Source organism: Stenotrophomonas sp. 1L-E-5-B-C3, assembly GCF_057292075.1.
In genome coordinates, this window is record NZ_JBXAWS010000006.1 from 46,352 (window position 1) to 62,558 (window position 16,207).

Annotated in this window: 16 protein-coding genes; 7 read left to right on the forward strand and 9 right to left on the reverse strand. The window is 65.9% G+C overall.

Annotated elements, in window-relative coordinates; all coding sequences use genetic code 11:
- The first annotated feature begins 86 nt into the window (after positions 1-86).
- Together AC0Z6F_RS09570 and AC0Z6F_RS09575 are read left to right on the forward strand one after the other, a co-directional pair.
- On the forward strand, positions 87-1,958 hold the full coding sequence (locus AC0Z6F_RS09570; RefSeq protein WP_006377523.1) for an ABC transporter ATP-binding protein: 1,872 nt from the start codon (positions 87-89) through the stop codon (positions 1,956-1,958).
- 79 nt (positions 1,959-2,037) lie between these two features.
- Entirely contained in the window at positions 2,038-2,817 is a 780-nt protein-coding gene (locus tag AC0Z6F_RS09575; protein ID WP_012511596.1) for a ferredoxin--NADP reductase, read from the forward strand.
- Between the two features lie 78 nt (positions 2,818-2,895).
- On the opposite strand, the gene AC0Z6F_RS09580 is transcribed toward AC0Z6F_RS09575, so the two are convergent.
- Positions 2,896-3,375 carry a glutathione peroxidase gene (locus tag AC0Z6F_RS09580; RefSeq protein ID WP_012511597.1) on the reverse strand — a complete coding sequence of 160 codons (480 nt, stop codon included), beginning with the start codon at positions 3,373-3,375 and terminating at the stop codon, positions 2,896-2,898.
- Positions 3,376-3,505: 130 nt separating this feature from the next.
- Between AC0Z6F_RS09580 and AC0Z6F_RS09585 the strand changes: the two genes are divergently transcribed.
- Positions 3,506-5,674 (forward strand): M3 family metallopeptidase, encoded by a 2,169-nt coding sequence (locus AC0Z6F_RS09585; protein ID WP_180889267.1) that lies wholly within the window; start codon positions 3,506-3,508, stop codon positions 5,672-5,674.
- A gap of 91 nt (positions 5,675-5,765) precedes the next feature.
- On the opposite strand, the gene cfa is transcribed toward AC0Z6F_RS09585, so the two are convergent.
- The 3 genes from cfa to AC0Z6F_RS09600 are packed head-to-tail and all read right to left on the reverse strand — an operon-like array spanning position 5,766 to position 8,122.
- Positions 5,766-6,881, reverse strand: a complete 1,116-nt coding sequence (gene cfa, locus AC0Z6F_RS09590; RefSeq protein WP_012511599.1) for a cyclopropane fatty acyl phospholipid synthase — start codon at positions 6,879-6,881, stop codon at positions 5,766-5,768.
- A 19-nt stretch (positions 6,882-6,900) separates the two neighbouring features.
- Positions 6,901-7,782: a DUF3298 and DUF4163 domain-containing protein gene (locus tag AC0Z6F_RS09595; protein ID WP_012511600.1), complete on the reverse strand. Its 882-nt coding sequence runs from the start codon at positions 7,780-7,782 to the stop codon at positions 6,901-6,903.
- Positions 7,783-7,819: 37 nt separating this feature from the next.
- Entirely contained in the window at positions 7,820-8,122 is a 303-nt protein-coding gene (locus tag AC0Z6F_RS09600) for a GNAT family N-acetyltransferase (RefSeq protein ID WP_006377679.1), read from the reverse strand.
- A gap of 209 nt (positions 8,123-8,331) precedes the next feature.
- Here AC0Z6F_RS09600 and AC0Z6F_RS09605 point away from each other — a divergent pair, with 209 nt between their 5' ends.
- On the forward strand, positions 8,332-8,493 hold the full coding sequence (locus AC0Z6F_RS09605) for a hypothetical protein (RefSeq protein ID WP_012511601.1): 162 nt from the start codon (positions 8,332-8,334) through the stop codon (positions 8,491-8,493).
- Positions 8,494-8,548: 55 nt separating this feature from the next.
- Here AC0Z6F_RS09605 and AC0Z6F_RS09610 read toward each other — a convergent pair whose 3' ends face one another.
- Together AC0Z6F_RS09610 and AC0Z6F_RS09615 are read right to left on the reverse strand one after the other, a co-directional pair.
- The gene (locus tag AC0Z6F_RS09610; protein ID WP_485617186.1) at positions 8,549-9,175 is read right to left on the reverse strand and encodes a rhomboid family intramembrane serine protease; all 627 of its coding nucleotides are present in this window, start codon (positions 9,173-9,175) and stop codon (positions 8,549-8,551) included.
- 7 nt (positions 9,176-9,182) lie between these two features.
- Complete coding sequence (locus tag AC0Z6F_RS09615; protein WP_012511603.1) at positions 9,183-10,748, reverse strand: POT-type proton-dependent oligopeptide transporter; 1,566 nt, start codon at positions 10,746-10,748, stop codon at positions 9,183-9,185.
- A gap of 162 nt (positions 10,749-10,910) precedes the next feature.
- On the opposite strand from AC0Z6F_RS09615, the gene AC0Z6F_RS09620 reads away from it, so the two are divergent.
- Complete coding sequence (locus AC0Z6F_RS09620; protein WP_012511604.1) at positions 10,911-11,747, forward strand: endonuclease/exonuclease/phosphatase family protein; 837 nt, start codon at positions 10,911-10,913, stop codon at positions 11,745-11,747.
- A 164-nt stretch (positions 11,748-11,911) separates the two neighbouring features.
- Here the strand turns inward: AC0Z6F_RS09620 and AC0Z6F_RS09625 are convergent, their stop codons facing one another.
- Positions 11,912-12,523, reverse strand: coding sequence for a superoxide dismutase (locus tag AC0Z6F_RS09625; protein WP_012511605.1), 612 nt, complete (start codon positions 12,521-12,523; stop codon positions 11,912-11,914).
- Positions 12,524-12,742: 219 nt separating this feature from the next.
- On the opposite strand from AC0Z6F_RS09625, the gene AC0Z6F_RS09630 reads away from it, so the two are divergent.
- Together AC0Z6F_RS09630 and AC0Z6F_RS09635 are read left to right on the forward strand one after the other, a co-directional pair.
- Entirely contained in the window at positions 12,743-13,192 is a 450-nt protein-coding gene (locus AC0Z6F_RS09630; RefSeq protein WP_006377728.1) for a guanyl-specific ribonuclease, read from the forward strand.
- The gene (locus tag AC0Z6F_RS09635; protein WP_012511606.1) at positions 13,192-13,605 is read left to right on the forward strand and encodes a barstar family protein; all 414 of its coding nucleotides are present in this window, start codon (positions 13,192-13,194) and stop codon (positions 13,603-13,605) included. The genes AC0Z6F_RS09630 and AC0Z6F_RS09635 overlap by 1 nt, the downstream gene beginning before the upstream one ends.
- Positions 13,606-13,748: 143 nt before the next feature.
- On the opposite strand, the gene AC0Z6F_RS09640 is transcribed toward AC0Z6F_RS09635, so the two are convergent.
- Together AC0Z6F_RS09640 and AC0Z6F_RS09645 are read right to left on the reverse strand one after the other, a co-directional pair.
- Positions 13,749-15,515: a hypothetical protein gene (locus tag AC0Z6F_RS09640; RefSeq protein ID WP_485617185.1), complete on the reverse strand. Its 1,767-nt coding sequence runs from the start codon at positions 15,513-15,515 to the stop codon at positions 13,749-13,751.
- Between the two features lie 10 nt (positions 15,516-15,525).
- Positions 15,526-16,125 carry an NfuA family Fe-S biogenesis protein gene (locus tag AC0Z6F_RS09645; RefSeq protein ID WP_006377738.1) on the reverse strand — a complete coding sequence of 200 codons (600 nt, stop codon included), beginning with the start codon at positions 16,123-16,125 and terminating at the stop codon, positions 15,526-15,528.
- Positions 16,126-16,207 lie beyond the last annotated feature (82 nt).

The window sequence follows — 16,207 nt, forward strand, 5'->3', positions numbered from 1 at the left end:
TTGCTCCGCAAAGGGATCTGACCCCGGTGTCGGCCACACGGCTGCACTGACCCCATCTGCACGCGTCGGGCGCGCACAATACGCGCATGCCTGCTACCCCCACCGCCGGCGCTGCCGCCGCGAAGAAGCCCAGCCTGCGACAACGCTTCAAGGCGATGCGCAACCTGCCACCGTTCCTGCGCATGGTCTGGAAGACCAGCCCCACGCTCACCCTGGCCAGCCTTGGCCTGCGCCTGATCCGTGCGCTGCTGCCGGTGGCGATGCTCTACGTCGGCAAGCTGATCATCGACAGCGCCCTGCACCTGAGCCAGCACGACGCTGGCTTCCCGCCGCTGGGCGAGGCACTGTCCAGCGGCATACTGAATCCGCTGCTGGGCCTGCTGGCGCTGGAATTCGGCCTGGCCATCGCCTCGGATCTGCTCGGCCGGCTGGTCAGCTACGCCGATGCCCTGCTCTCGGAGCTGTTCGCCAACGTCACCAGCATCCGGCTGATGGAGCACGCTGCGACGCTGGATCTGGAGGATTTCGAAGACCCGGACCTGCAGGACAAGCTGGACCGAGCACGGCGCCAGACCATGGGCCGGATGAACCTGATGAGCCAGTTGTTCGGCCAGGTACAGGACGCGATCACCGTGGCCAGCCTCGCCATCGGCCTGCTGGTCTATGCGCCGTGGCTGATCCTGCTGCTGGTGCTGGCGCTGGTGCCGGCCTTCATCGGTGAATCGCACTTCAATGCGGCCGGCTACAGCCTCAACTTCCAGTGGACGCCGGAGCGCCGCCAGCTCGACTACCTGCGCCAGCTGGGTGCCAGCGTGGAAACGGCCAAGGAAGTGAAGATCTACAACCTGCATCGCTTCCTGGTGGAACGCTATCGCAGGTTGTCTGTAGCACTCTTCCAGGCCAACCGTGCACTGGCACGGCGGCGTGCGTTCTGGGGCACGCTGCTGGCTGCGCTGGGCACGCTTGGCTACTACACCGCGTACGCCTACATCGCGTGGCGCACGGTGCGCGGCGACTTCTCGATCGGTGACCTGACCTTCCTCGCCGGCAGCTTCCTGCGCCTGCGCCAGCTGCTGGAAGGCCTGCTGATCGGTTTCTCGCAGGTGGCCAGCCAGGCGCTGTACCTGGATGACCTGTTCTCGTTCTTCCAGATCCAGCCGGAAATCCATTCGCGCGAGGGCGCGGTACGCGTGCCGCAGCCGATCCGCCAGGGCTTCGTGTTCGAGAACGTCGGCTTCCGCTACCCCGACGCCGAACAGTGGGCGGTACGCCACCTCGATTTCCAGCTGCAGGCCGGCGAAGTGCTGGCCCTGGTCGGCGAGAACGGCGCCGGCAAGACCACCCTGGTCAAGCTGCTGGCGCGGCTGTACGAACCGGACGAGGGCCGCATCCTGCTCGATGGCCGCGATCTGCGCGACTACGACCTGGACGACCTGCGCGCCAACCTCGGGGTGATCTTCCAGGACTTCGTGCGCTACAACCTCAGCGCCGGCGAGAACATCGGCGTCGGCCAGGTCGAGGCGATGGACGATCAGGCACGCATCGCCGACGCCGCGCGGCGCGGCATGGCCGAGGAAGTGATCGACGACCTGCCCGGCGGCTACAACCAGCTGATTGGTCGCCGCTTCAAGCAGGGCGTGGACCTGTCCGGTGGCCAATGGCAGAAGATCGCCATCGCCCGTGCATGGATGCGCAATGCGCAGGTGATGATCCTGGATGAGCCAACGGCGGCGCTGGATGCGCGAAGTGAGTTCGAGGTGTTCCAGCGGTTCAGGGAACTGGCGGATAATCGCACCGCAGTGCTGATTTCCCACCGTTTTTCCTCGGTACGCATGGCTGATCGCATCCTGGTGCTGGCCGATGGCCGGATCGAGGCCAGCGGCACCCACGAGCAGCTGATGGCCGAGGGCGGTCGTTATGCCGAGCTGTTCGAGCTGCAGGCGGCCGGTTACCGCTGAGAACGCCTCTCGTTCCGCCTAATGAGAACCTGTCTCATTTGAGATAGAATCACCCCGACGACTTCCGATAGATACGCCCATGTCCTCCGCTTTTGGCGCCGAAACGGTGCTTGAGGTCCGTCATTGGACCGATGCCTACTTCAGCTTCACCCTCACCCGCGACAGCGGTTTCCGCTTCGAGAACGGCCAGTTCGTGATGATCGGCCTGGAAACCGAGGCGCGGCCGCTGCTGCGTGCGTATTCCATCGCCAGCGCCAACTGGGAAGAGCATCTGGAGTTCTTCAGCATCAAGGTGCAGGACGGCCCGTTGACCTCGCGCCTGCAGCACATCAAGCCGGGTGACAAGGTGCTGGTCGGCAAGAAGCCCACCGGCACCCTGCTGATCAGCGATCTGCACCCCGGCAAGAACCTGTATCTGCTGGGCACCGGCACCGGCATGGCGCCGTGGCTGTCGGTCATCAAGGACCCGGAAACCTACGAGCGCTTCGAGAAGGTGATCCTCTGCCACGGCGTGCGCTACGAGAAGGATCTGGCCTACCGCGACTATTTCGAGAAGGAACTGCGCGAGCATGAGTTCCTGGGCGAGATGATCGGCGACAAGCTGCTGTACTACCCGGCCGTCACCCGCGAGCCGTTCGCCAACCAGGGCCGCCTGACCCAGCTGATGGCAAGCGGCGAGATGCAGCGCACCCTCGGCCTGCCGGAGCTGAGCCCGGAGAACGACCGCGCGATGATCTGCGGCAGCCCGCAGATGCTGGCCGACCTGCGCAGCGTGCTCGATGCCCGTGGCTTCCAGGTCTCGCCGCGTATCGGCCAGCCGGGCCACTACGTGTTCGAGCGCGCGTTCGTCGAGAAGTAAGCAAAAAAGGGGACGGAGGGGATTAAGTCGTTTGTGCACAAACGACTTAATCCCCTCCGTCCCCTTTTTGGGTTCATCTCACAGCAGCGCTTCGATCTCGCCGCGCAGCTGCTCCGGCCTGGTGGTGGGCGCATGCCGCGACACCACCTGCCCCTGGCGGTCGACCAGGAACTTGCTGAAATTCCACTTGATGCGGGCACTGCCCAGCAGGCCGCGCTTCTCGCGTGACAGCCACGCCCACAACGGGTCAGCCCCCTCGCCGTTGACCTCGATCTTCTCCGACAGCGGGAAGCTGACCGGGTAGTCCAGCGAACAGAACTGTCGGATCTGTGCCGCGTCGCCCGGTTCCTGTGCACCGAACTGGTTGCACGGGAAGCCGATCACCACCAGGCCGCGCTCGCGATACTCCTGCCACAACTGTTCCAGCCCGGTGTACTGCGGGGTGAAGCCACAACGGCTGGCGACATTGACCAGCAGCAATGGGTGCCCCTGGTACCGGGCCAGGGCCTGGGGCTGGCCGTCGAGGTCGCGGAAGCTGAAATCGTAGGCGGTGGTCATGGCAGCGGGCCGTGGGCGGTGAATGCATGGTACCCGCGCCCGGCCCAGGCAACATGCCTTTTGACACAAGTGCCGGCGCGCCGGGCCGGGTTACCCTCGGGCCCTTGTTTGCCTTACCGGAGTTCCTACCTTGACCACTCGCCTTGCCCTTGCCGTGGCCATGTCCCTCGGCCTTGCCCTGCCCGCCTTCTCGGCCGGCGCCGCCACCCCGGCTGCCATCACCCATGCCCAGCAGGCCAATCCGTTCTTCGCCGAAAGCCCGCTGCCGCTGCATTTCCCGCAGTTCGACAAGATCAAGGACAGCGACTTCGCCCCGGCCTTCGACGCCGGCATGGCGCAGCAGCTGAAGGAAGTGGAGGCGATCGCCAACAACAAGGCCAAGCCGACCTTCGACAACACCATCATCGCCCTGGAAAAGAGCGGTGACATCCTCGACCGTGCGACCACCGTGTTCTTCAGCCTGGTCGGCGCCGACACCAACGACACCCGGAAGAAGCTGCAGGCCGACTACTCGGCGAAGTTCGCCGCGCACAGCGATGCGATAGCGCTGAACGGCAAGCTGTTCGCCCGCATCCAGGCGCTGTATGACAGCCGCACCACCCTGGGCCTGGACGCCGAAGGCGTGCGCCTGGTCGAGAAGTACTACGACAACTACGTGCGCGCCGGCGCCAAGCTGTCCGAGGCTGACAAGACCAAGCTGAAGGAAATGAACGCCGAACTGGCCAACCTGGGCACCAAGTTCAGCCAGAACGTGCAGTCGGAAGTGAACGCTTCGGCGATCACCGTTGACGACGTCAAGGAGCTGGACGGCCTGTCCAAGGAGCAGATCGCTGCCGCCGCCGAAGCCGCCAAGGCTCGTGGCCTGGAAGGCAAGTACGTGATCACCCTGCTCAACACCACCGGCCAGCCGCCGCTGACCAACCTGGCCAACCGCGCCCTGCGCCAGAAGATCTACGAAGCCTCGACCACCCGCGGCAGCCGCGGCGGTGAGTTCGACAACACCGCGCTGGTCTCGCGCATCATGCAGCTGCGCGCCGACAAGGCCAAGCTGATGGGCTTCCCGAACTTTGCCGCCTACAACCTGACCAACCAGACCGCCAAGACCCCCGAAGCGGTCAATGCGATGCTGGGCAAGCTGGCCCCGGCCGCCGTGGCCAATGCCAAGCGCGAAGCCGCCGACCTGCAGGCGATGATCGACAAGGAACAGAAGGCCGCGCGCAAGCCGACCTTCCAGCTGGAACCGTGGGACTGGGCCTTCTACAGCGAGAAGGTGCGCCAGGCCAAGTACAACTTCGACGAGTCGCAGCTGAAGCCGTACTTCGAGATGAAGAACGTGCTGGAGAACGGCGTGTTCTACGCCGCCGGCCAGGAATTCGGCCTGACCTTCAAGCAGCGCACCGACCTGCCGGTCTACCACGATGACGTCACCGTCTACGACGTGTTCGACGCTGACGGCAGCCAGCTGGCGATCTTCATCTTCGACCCGTATGCACGCGCCTCCAAGCGCGGCGGTGCGTGGATGAACTCCTACGTCTCGCAGTCCAAGCTGACCGGCTTCAAGCCGGTGGTCGCCAACCACCTGAACATCCCGAAGCCGCCGGCCGGCCAGCCGACCCTGCTGACCTGGGATGAGGTGAACACCACCTTCCACGAGTTCGGCCACGCCCTGCACGGCATGTTCTCCAACGTGAAGTACCCGTACTTCTCGGGCACTTCGGTGCCGCGTGACTTCGTCGAGTTCCCCTCGCAGGTCAACGAAATGTGGTCGGATAATCCGGTCATCCTGAAGAACTACGCCAAGCACTACCAGAATGGTTCGGCGATGCCGCAGGCACTGCTGGACAAGGTGCTGGCCGCTGCCAAGTTCAACCAGGGCTTTGCCACCACCGAGTACCTGGGTGCGGCCATGCTTGATCAGCGCTGGCACCAGATCGGCGCCGACCAGGTGCCGGCCGCCAAGGACGTGATGGCCTTCGAGCGCGCCGCGCTGGAGAAGGACGGCATCTACTACGCGCCGGTCCCGCCCCGCTACAAGACCCCGTACTTCAGCCACATCATGGGCGGCTACTCGGCCGGCTACTACGCCTACATCTGGTCGGAAGTGCTCGACGCCAACACCCAGAAGTGGTTCAAGGACAACGGCGGCCTGAGCCGCAAGAACGGCGACCACTTCCGCGCCACCCTGCTGTCCAAGGGCGGCAGCGTGGATGCCATGCAGCTGTTCCGCGATTTCGCCGGCCACGAGCCGCAGATCGAACCGCTGCTGGAAAAGCGTGGCCTGACCGGCGCCGGCAACTGATCGCCCGCGCGGTAGCCTGAAACGAAAACCGCCCGGGAGACCGGGCGGTTTTTTGTTGGGGCATCCACGCATGGCGTGGATCTACTGGCTGTCAACGCGGCGCCACGTACCCACCCGGCACGCCCTCCGGCGACAGCACCAGCTGCCACAGCTGCGCGTGCCGGCAACGGAAGGTGGCCATCGACCCGGCCAGGTAGAAGCGCCACATGCGGCGGAAATGCTCGTCGTAACGTTCGTCCAGCCGCGGCCACGCTGCTTCCACGTTCCGCCGCCAGGCCTGCAGGGTCAGGTCGTAGTCGGTGCCGAAGTTGTGCCAGTCCTCCAGCACGAAACGGCCTTCGAACGCCTTTGTGATCTGCACCGCCGATGGCAGCATCGAGTTGGGGAAGATGTATCGCGCGATCCAAGGATCGGTGCGATGCCGCGAAATGTTGGTGCCGATGCTGTGCAACAGCAGCAGGCCGCGTGACGACAGGCAGCGCCTGGCCACCTCGAAGAAGCTGGCGTAGTTCTTGTCGCCGACGTGTTCGAACATGCCGATCGAGAAAATCGCATCGAACGGCTCGTCCAGTTCACGGTAGTCCTGCAGGCGGATCTCGATCGGCAGGCCGGCGCATAGTTCGCGCGCGAACTCGGCCTGTTCCTGCGAAATGGTCACGCCGACACCGCTGACGCCGTAGCGCTCGGCGGCAAACTTCAGCGCTTCGCCCCAGCCGCAACCGATATCCAGCACACGCTGGCCCGGGCGCAGGCCCAGCTTGCGGCAGACCAGGTCGAGCTTGGCTTCCTGCGCAGCGTCGAGATCGCCGGCATTGCGCCAGTAGCCACAGCTATAGACCAGGCGCTGGCCCAGCATGGCCTGGTAGAGATCATTGCCGAGGTCGTAGTGGCGGCGGCCCACCTCGTAGCTGCCCTGTCCCACCTGCAGGTTGAACAGGCGCGCTTTCAGTGCATCGGCCACTTCGCGCCAACCGTGCACCCGTTCGTCCAGGTGCGCCTGCATCAGGTGGACAAGGAAGTCGTCCAGGACGTTGGCATCCCACCAACCGTCCATGTAGCTCTCGCCGAGGCCAAGCGAGCCGTGCGCCATGACCCGCGCGAAGAAGCGCGGGTCATGCACCTGGATATCCTGTGGCTGGGTACCGCCGATGCGGACCCCGGCTTCCTGCAGCAGGCCGGCAACCCGCTCCTGCAACCCTGTATCCACGCCACCTCCTCGACTGCGGTCAACCGCGTGCGAACAGCTCCACGTAGTCCTTGGCCACGTGCGGCAACAGCACCGCCGCCGGTACATCGGCGGTCTGGGTGCCGTCCGAGTATGGACCCACCTGGTACGGCGGGAAAACAAAGCGCAGCGCGGTGATCTGCCCCTTGTCGTCGGTGAGCGGCTGGAACTGGCTGAAATTGTCGGCCTGCGGGCCGGTGCCGTCGGCAATCATGCGCGATGCGTTGCGCAGCGATTCCTGCAGCTGGGCCGGGTCCATGTCCTCACCACTGAGGCGGGTCGCCACGCGTTCGCGCAGCTGGTCGGCGACGAAGTCACTGATCGCCTTCCAGCCCTTGGCATCGGCCACCAGCTTTTCGGCGCTGAGCATCTGCTGGTGCTGCGGCAGCCACACGAAGCGCGCCACCAGCGGCTCACCGTGGGCGCCACCGGTATAACGGCTGCCATCGGCACTGACCACCACCAGCTGCGGGGTTTCCAGCAGCTTCTCGAAGCTCAGCGACAGCTCGTAGGGCATGGTCGGCTTGTCGTTGCCCAGCCCGTCCAGCGCCTGCTGCAGATCGCTGCGTGCATTGGTGGCGTAGCCTTGCAGCGCGCGCGCCAGGCCCGGGTAACGGTCGATGCCGGCCGGATAGCTGATGCCCACCACTTCGCGCTCGTTGTTCTCGATCACATCGCGCAGGTCCAGCGGCGCTTCCGCAGCCGGCGTTTCACCTGCCGCAGTGGCCTCGGCGGCAGGCGCCGCGTCGGTCGCCGCTGCCGGCTCGCTTTCACGCTGGCAACCGGCCAGCAACAGCACGCCCACCACGCCGGCCAGCACGCTGCCGTGCAGTGGCCGGTTGTTTCCAATCTTCATCGGGATCCCCTGTTCATGTTTGTACATCATCGCCTGCCATGGCTGAAGCGTGACCCGCTGGCGTTCAGCCAACGAGCAGGTCGTGATACTCCTCGTGCCGCTGCAGGAAGGCCTCGGCGTACGAACACGCCGGCACTACCTTGTACTTCTGTTCGCGGGCGAAACGCAGCGCGACGCGGGTCAACTCACCGGCAATGCCACGGCCGGCGATCGGCTCGGGGACTTCGGTGTGGGTGATGACCATGCGCCTGCGCTTGATCTGGTAGTCGAGCACCGCCAGCTGTCCTCGCACGCGGGCGGTGAAGCGGTGGCTGGCCAGATCATGTTCGACCTCGTAGGCCAGACCGGGGGGCGTGACCGAAGCCATGGAGCTGTCTCCTGCGACGACTGCGTGGATGGTGCGCAGCCGGGCGCCATGATCGCGTGAAGCCTGAACAGGGGCAAGTCCGATCCATTCACGTCAGTTCCCGACCCTCAAGCTGGAGGGCGGGCGGCCGCTATCGCATGTGGAGGGGTACGGCCAGGCTGGCACGACCCTTGCGACCGTTGACCATGCGCACCACCGTGGAGGCTCCCATGCACCCCAGCGATACCCATTCCGATACCGACCGTGCCCTGCTGGAGGGCCTGCTGCAACTGGCGGTGGAAGGGCAGACCGAAGACCAGGATTTCCAGCGCATCGGCGAGGAGGTATTCGCTCGCCTGCAGGACACCTACGGCCAGCAGACCCGCGCCTGAACAGGAGCGGGGGCCAACCCGGGGCCGGATCCAGCGGACCCGACCCCAGCCACCTTCAACCGCCGCCGAGGCGGAAGGTCGGGTTGGAAAGTTCGCGCAGGAAGTGAGTGAAGATGCTCGGCTGCATGGCCAGCATGAAGATCACGCCGAATGCCGCGCCGGCCAGGTGCGCACTGTGGTTGATGCGGTCGCCGCCACGCTTGTCCATCCAGATGCTGTAGCCGACGTAGAACGCGGCATACACGATGGCCGGTGCCGGGATGAAGAACACCAGGATGATCGACCACGGCTTGATCAGGATGAAGGCGAACAACACCGCCGACACCGCACCCGACGCACCCAGGCTCAGGTAGTTCGGGTTCTTCTGGTTCTTCAGGTAGCTGGGCAGGATCGAAACCACCAGCGCACCGATGTAGAACGCCGGGTAGGTCAGGTAGCTGCCGGTCAGCTGCACCATCACGCTCTCGATGAAGCCCCCGAAGAAGAACAGGGTGATCATGTTGAAGATCAGGTGCGACCAGTCGGCATGGATGAAGCCATAGGTCACCAGGCGGTCGCACTGGCGGTGGCGGTCCACTGCCGGCGGCCACAGGATCAGGCGGTCGGCCAGCTTGCGGTTGTTGAACGCCATCCACGACAGGATGGCGGTGACGGCGATCAACAGCAGATTGACGGGGGTCATGTCAGGCTCAGGCGCTACGGTAGTTGTCGACCATACGATAGCGTTTCGCGTACCAACCGAAAGCCAACGCCGCGATGAAAGCGAAACCGGCGAAGAAGAACATCAGGAACGCCGCCTCGCTCAGCCCGGTTCCGGCAATCTGGTGGGTCACCGTGTCGTTGCGCACCGCGGCGTTGGACAGAAGTACCCACAGGTTGCCGATGGTGGTGGTCAGGTTCCAGAAGCTCATTACCACGCCCTTCATGGCCTGCGGCGCCTGGCTGTAGGCAAACTCCAGGCCGGTGGCCGAGACCAGCACCTCACCGAAGGTCAGCAGCGCATACGGCAGCATCTGCCAGAAGATCGACATCGCATTGCCGCCATCCATCACCACCTGGATGCCACCCACCACGATCCAGGCCAGGCCGCTGAAGGCGATACCGGCGGTCATGCGGCGCAGCGCGGTCGGTTCGAAACCGAAGCGGCGCAGGGCCGGGTACAGCACCAGGTTGTTGAATGGAATCAGGATCATCACCAGCAGCGGGTTCAGCGCCTGCATCTGCGAGGCGGTGAACCAGCTCGGCATCTGCATCTGCTGGCCCTGCAGGACCCAGGTCGAGGCCTTCTGGTCGAACAGCGAGAAGAACGGCGTGGTCAGCGCGAAGATCACCAGCACGCGCAGCACCGAACGCACGCCTTCCACGGCTTCGGCCGGATGCTGGCCGCGGGCGCGGTCCAGCTGCAGCCAGGTGCCGCCACCGATGCCAGCGAGGATGGCGACCAGCGCCAGGCACAGGCAGATCACGATGCCGAGCGAACCGACCAGGCCGAACGAGGCTGCCGCCAGTACCAGGCCGAGCACGGCGATCACCAGGCCCGGACGGCCCTGGCCGGCGACGCGCGCGGTCAGGGCGGTACGCACCACGTTGGCGAACGAATGCGGGTCCTTCGGCGGCAGCGGCACCAGCACGTAGCGCTTGCGGCCCAGCCAGAACACGAAGGTGGCGATGAACATCAGGATGCCCGGGATGCCGAACGCCCACTGCGGGCCCCAGTTCTTCAGCACCAGCGGGATCAGCAGCGAGGCAAACAGCGAGCCGAAGTTGATGATCCAGTAGAAGGCGTCGAAAACGATCTTGGCCAGGTGCTTGTTGCTCTGGTCGAACTGGTCGCCCATGAACGAGGCCACCAGCGGCTTGATGCCGCCGGCACCGAGCGCGATCAGGCCCAGGCCGAGGAAGAAGCCTTCGCGGCTGTTCTCGAACAACGCCAGGCACAGGTGACCGGCGCAGTAGACCAGGCTGAACCAGAGGATGGTGTGGTACTTGCCGAAGAACTTGTCAGCCAGCCAGCCACCGAGCAGCGGGAAGAAATACACGCCGATCATGAAGCTGTGCATGATGTCCTTGGCTTCACCGGCACGGCCTTCCGCAGTGATTTCCTGCAGCAGCAGCGAGGTGATCAGGAACTGCACCAGGATGTTGCGCATCCCATAGAAACTGAACCGCTCGCAGGCCTCATTGCCGATGATGTACGGGATCTGGCGCGGCATCTTTCCCTGGCCGGCGATGGGGGCAACTGCGTCGTGGCTCATCCTGTAAGGCATTCCTGCAAAGCGAAAGGCGCAAGATTACCGGAACCCGGGCTTGCGAAGCACGCTGCAGGGCTGCATGACAACGGTGCCAATCCGTGGCAGACACAACATCCCCTGCCGGAAGTCACGGAACCTGCACGACAAAAGCGTAAACTTATCGTTATGCGCCCCCCCGCCCTCGCCCGCCTCCTGCTCGCTTGCCTTGCGCTGCTGCTGGCGTGGCAGGCCCAGGCGCGACCACAGGCGCCGGGTGCCGCCACCGGCGAAAGCGGGCCACGGCAGTTGACCGTGGCCGCGCTGGAACTGCCCAGCCGCGACGATGCACAGTGGAAGCTGCGCCGTGAGCAGGTCGCCCAGCTCTTGACCGAGCTGCAGCCGGACGTGATCTCGGTGCAGCAGGTGCTGCAGCAGCAGGGCCGCAATCCGGCCTGCTGGCTGGCCAGCCGGCTCCGCTACAGCTGCGACTTCGTCACCGCCGATCCGCCCAGCCAGCCGCTGCGGCATGGCAACGCGATGCTGACCCGGCTGCCGGTCAGCGAGGACGGCGTGACCCTGCTGCACCCGCCCGGCACGTTCAGCGCGGCTGGCATGATGCGGCTGAAGCTGGGCGCGTCGCTGCTCAACGTCTACGTGGCGCGCCTGCGCCCGGACCCGGACGAGGCCATCGCCCGCCAGCACCAGACCAGCGACCTGATGACCTGGATCAGCGCCACCGCCGAGGGCATGCCCAGCCTGATCGCTGGCGACTTCTCGGCCAACACGGTGGAACTGGTGCGCAGCACGCCCGGCTTCCAGCCGGCCCGGCGCAATCCCGGCGCACCGGCGGCCAGTGGCGGCGGCGCAAGTGGCCATGGCCTGGACGTGCTGTTCCAGGTCAAGCACTTCGGCGGCATCCGCCAGCAGCCGATCCTGTTGCCGGCCGACGGCGACCTGCCCGGCCTGCGCCTGGGCGTGATGGCGACCCTGCGCCTGCAGGGGGATACGGCCACGACGGAATGACCGTGACGCTGCGCTCGCCGGGTATGCCCTGCGCTACCCGGCAAGCGGCGCACAACGGTAGCGCCGGGCCATGCCCGGCGAGCGCAGCGGTAAACACATAAAAAGGCCGGGGTCTCCCCCGGCCTTCTGTTGAAGCCGCCGGGCATGGCCCGGCGCTACCGTTCTCAGGCAATCGCTTCCTGGTAACGGCGCTCGACTTCGTTCCAGTCGATGACGTTGAAGAACGCGCCGATGTATTCCGGACGACGGTTCTGGTACTTCAGGTAGTACGCGTGTTCCCACACGTCCAGGCCAAGGATGGGGGTGTTGCCTTCCATCAGCGGGCTGTCCTGGTTGCCGGTGCTCTCAACCACGACCTTCTTGTCCGGAGTCACGCTCAGCCAGGCCCAGCCGCTGCCGAAACGGGTCAGCGCCGCCTTGGTGAAGGCGTCCTTGAACTTGTCGAAGCCGCCCAGGTCCTTGTCGATGGCCTTGGCCACGTCGCCCACCGGGTTGCCGCCAGCATTCGGAGCCATCACGGTCCAGAACAGCGAGTGGTTGGCATGGCCGCCACCGTTGTTGCGCACCGGACCCTGCAGGTTCTCCGGCAGCGACTTCAGCTTCCTCACCAGTTCTTCGACCGGCAGGTCAGCGTACTCGGTGCCTTCCAGCGCCGCGTTGACGTTGTTGATGTAGGTCTGGTGATGCTTGGTGTGATGGATTTCCATCGTCGCCGCATCGATATGCGGTTCCAGCGCGTCGTAGGCGTAGGACAGCTTGGGCAGGGTATAGGCCATGATGCATCTCCTGATTGCGAGGGCACCCGACGGTGTCGGGCGTTGCGCGGTGAATGATGGGGACAGAGCGCCAGATTACCAAGGGGGATGTAAAGGAAATTGCGTCCTGCCGGTGAGCATGACGGCAATTGTTACGCAGCGGTGACGCATCGCCTTCCTCATGCACCGTGCAGCGCACAGGCGCTACAGTGCGTGCACCACCCTCGCCCGCCACTGCCCATGCGCAACCCCCGGCTGCTGATCACCGCCATCGCCCTGCTCGTGCTCGGCCTGGTCGTCAACCATTTCATGCAGCGGCCTCCGGCGCCGCAGTTCGCACCGGACCTGCAGAGTGCGCCTGCGGCACGTGCAACGGCTGCACGAAGCAGCAATGACAACGGCCTGCCGGCCTTCCTGCCCGCCGAGGCACGCCAGACCATCGCCCTGATCCAGCGCGGCGGCCCGTTCCCGCATCGCCAGGACGGCAGCACCTTCGGCAACCGCGAACAGCAACTGCCGCAGCGCCCGCGCGGCTACTACCGCGAATACACTGTTGACACCCCCGGTGCGCGTACCCGCGGCACGCGCCGCATCGTCACCGGTGGCGATCCGCCGGAGGCGTGGTACTACACCGACGACCACTACGCATCGTTCCGCAGCTTCACCGTACCGGCCCCGGGAGCGCAGTAATGAGCCACGACGATTTCGGCCTCGGCCTGCATGACATCAACAATGCCGGCGTCTATGCCATCGACAGCGACGACATCAGCGCACTGGCTGCAGCGATGCGCGATGCCGGCCTGAAGGTGATCCGCATCGACCTGGATGGCGTGGCCGACAAGCGCACCCTGCTGGCCCGTCTGGCTGCGCAGCTGGATTTCCCGGCGGGATTCGGCGGCAACTGGGATGCGCTGTCGGACAATCTGCGCGACCTGCAGTGGCTGCCGGCCAACGGCTATGCGCTGTTCCTGGCCGATGTCGACGCATTCCGTGCGACCACGCAGAAGGATTTCGATACCCTGCTGGACGTGATGGACGAAGCCAGCCGCGACTGGGTCGGCCGTGACGTGCCGTTCTGGGTGTTCCTGTCGCAGAGCGCGTGAGGTCAATTCCCCGGTAGATGCCGACCTTGGTCGGCATGCGCTGATGCCCTGGTAGATGCCGACCTTGGTCGGCGTTTCTGTGCCAACCAGGGTTGGCACCTACCAAAGCGCGAGCCGGCCAGCGTGTGGGGCGCGGCCCCTTCCTAGCGACTGCCGTTATCTTCCTGCAGCTCTTTCTTGAACGGGATGTCCGGCGGCGGTCGCGCCACGGCCGGCTGGTCCTGCATGTTCGGGTTGGTCAGGCCGCAGCCGCCGCCCGCCTGCAGGATCGAGATCACGCAGGAGATCTTCGAATTCGTACCCGGCAATGGAATCTCCATCGCCTTGATGCCCTTGCGCACCCATTCGGCCAGCAGCGATTCCTGCGGCACCCAGTACTTGTCGAACGAAGTGGGCGTGTAGTCATAAGGTGGACGCTTCAACCACTTCCCGGACTCGGCGATGCGCTCCTTGCTCCAGCCATCGTTGGCGCCACCGGGCGCACCGCGCTCGGCACGACCCTCGCCCTCCTGGCCCGGCACGCGGACGCTGCCATCGGCATTGAACAGGCCACTGCCCTTGCCCGCGGTGCTGGCCTGGCGGGCGCCATTGTCGGCGCCGTCATGGTTGCGGCTTGACGCGCCCCAGTCATCACCCTTGGCGGGCGTGGCCCAGTTGCCCGGATTGGGCGCCGGGCGCGCTCCAGCCTGAGCCGGGGTCGTGCTGGATGCAGCAGGCCGCGCAGTACTGCTGCTCGCCTGCGTCGCGTTGCCATTGGCTGCCGGCGCGGGCGTTGCCGCGGGTGCATTCCCACTGGAAGACGATGGGGCTGCCGCCGGTGCCGAGGCTACTTCGCGCTCGCGCACCTTTACGTCACGACCCGCCGGCGCATGCATCGCCGGTTCACGACCGGCGACGGTTGCCATCCGCACCTGCGGATCGACCACCGCCTGCACTTCACGCTCGCGCACCTGCACGTCGCGCTGCGGCACGCGCACCTGCACGTCGGCCGTGCGCAGCGGCTGCGGCGCAACCGGCGCGTCGACCGCACTGACTTCGCGCTCCTGCACCTGGATCTCGCGCAACTGCGGCGACCGCACCGCAACCTCAGGCGCCTGCACCGGCGTGGACGTCGGCGGTGCCTGCACCGGCTGCACGCTGCGCTCGCGCACCGTGGGCGTGGTATCGCGCGGCACGATGCTGACCTCGGTGCGCGGCACGCTGACCGGTGGCACCACGAAATCGGTGCTGGCCTGGGCTACTTCGGTGGCCTGCACCGGCGACGGCGGCGGCGCGGCAACCGGTGCGGGTTCGGCTTCGGCCGGCGGCGGCGGCACGCTGGCTGTCGGTGCTGGAGCCGGTGCGGGCGCAGGCGATGACGCGGCCGCAGGACGCGGCTCAGGCGCAGTCGCTGTCCCTGCTTCCTGGCCGACGGCAACCTGGCCGGCCGGTGCCGCCGCAGCAGCTTGGGCACCCGGCTGATCGCCGCCGCCTTCCTGGCTCGCGCGACCCACGAACTCCACCTGCACACGCTCGCCTTCGGCACCCTCCTGCTCCGGCTCGCTGGTGCGGATCACGGCAACCCACAGCAACAGTACGAAGAACAGCAGGTGCAGCAGCGCACTGGCCAGTGCCGAGATCCAACGCATCCAGCGCTGGTCGCGCGGCGCCGCATCCCAGTCCTGCCAGAACAAGCGGCGCAGCGCCTGCCAGGGGGACAACGCAGGCAACCGGCCAGGCGGGCCAGGCAGCGGGCGCGGCAGCAGTACCGCAATGACATCGCGGGCGTGCAATGGTCGCGGCAGCGGGCCCAGCGAGCGCAGCCACAGCGCCCAGCCATACGGCAGGCGCGTGGTTTTTTCGAGGACGGCGCTTGGCTGCTGGCGCGCCAGCAGAAGATCGATGAGTTGCTCGGCCCGGGTCAGAGGCACGCGTCAGCGATCAGGCGGCGTTGCCGCGAGGAATATACGGCGCGTGGCCACTGTCGTGGTCGGTCGCGTCACGCACAGCGGTGACGCCCGGCACGCGGCCCATCAGGGTCTTCTCGATACCCTGCTTGAGGGTCACATCGGCCATGCCACAGCCCTGGCAACCACCACCGAAGCGCAGCAGCACTACGCCTTCAGCCGAGACTTCCTGCACCGCTACCTTGCCGCCATGCGACGCCAGCTGCGGGTTGATTTCGTTTTCCACCACCCAGTGCACGCGCTCCACCAGCGAGGCGGCATCACCGGGCGCTTCGCCCTTGATGCGCGGTGCCTTGATGGTCAGCTGCTGGGCGCCCGCGGTACCGGCGACGATGTCGATCTCGGCACCGTCAAGCCAACCCACGCTGGCTGCATCGACGTAGAGGGTGAAGCCATCGCAGTCCACCGCCCACTCGTCACCAAGCAGGTCGCTCGGCTCGGCGAACTCCAGCCGGGCATCGGCGCGCGGGGTACCGGGATCGACCGCGCTCAGGCGCACGCCCATGCCGGGCGCGCCCTCGCGTTCGATCAGCTTGCGGAAATGGGTCTGGGCAGTGTCGGAGATCTGGATCATCAGGCTATTCTAGCCAAGTAAGCGTCAGCCGCTCATTCGGTTTATACACCGTCCGGCGCATTGTTCAGTCAACACGAGGTGG

Coding starts and splice junctions, on each gene's coding strand:
- AC0Z6F_RS09620 (WP_012511604.1), top strand. CDS start 10,911: ATGCGCCCCCCCGCCCTCGCCCGCCTCCTGCTCGCTTGCCTTGCGCTG.
- AC0Z6F_RS09635 (WP_012511606.1), top strand. CDS start 13,192: ATGAGCCACGACGATTTCGGCCTCGGCCTGCATGACATCAACAATGCC.
- AC0Z6F_RS09625 (WP_012511605.1), bottom strand. CDS start 12,523: ATGGCCTATACCCTGCCCAAGCTGTCCTACGCCTACGACGCGCTGGAA.
- AC0Z6F_RS09570 (WP_006377523.1), top strand. CDS start 87: ATGCCTGCTACCCCCACCGCCGGCGCTGCCGCCGCGAAGAAGCCCAGC.
- AC0Z6F_RS09575 (WP_012511596.1), top strand. CDS start 2,038: ATGTCCTCCGCTTTTGGCGCCGAAACGGTGCTTGAGGTCCGTCATTGG.
- AC0Z6F_RS09645 (WP_006377738.1), bottom strand. CDS start 16,125: ATGATCCAGATCTCCGACACTGCCCAGACCCATTTCCGCAAGCTGATC.
- AC0Z6F_RS09580 (WP_012511597.1), bottom strand. CDS start 3,375: ATGACCACCGCCTACGATTTCAGCTTCCGCGACCTCGACGGCCAGCCC.
- AC0Z6F_RS09610 (WP_485617186.1), bottom strand. CDS start 9,175: ATGACCCCCGTCAATCTGCTGTTGATCGCCGTCACCGCCATCCTGTCG.
- AC0Z6F_RS09615 (WP_012511603.1), bottom strand. CDS start 10,748: ATGAGCCACGACGCAGTTGCCCCCATCGCCGGCCAGGGAAAGATGCCG.
- AC0Z6F_RS09595 (WP_012511600.1), bottom strand. CDS start 7,782: ATGTACAAACATGAACAGGGGATCCCGATGAAGATTGGAAACAACCGG.
- AC0Z6F_RS09605 (WP_012511601.1), top strand. CDS start 8,332: ATGCACCCCAGCGATACCCATTCCGATACCGACCGTGCCCTGCTGGAG.
- AC0Z6F_RS09630 (WP_006377728.1), top strand. CDS start 12,743: ATGCGCAACCCCCGGCTGCTGATCACCGCCATCGCCCTGCTCGTGCTC.
- AC0Z6F_RS09600 (WP_006377679.1), bottom strand. CDS start 8,122: ATGGCTTCGGTCACGCCCCCCGGTCTGGCCTACGAGGTCGAACATGAT.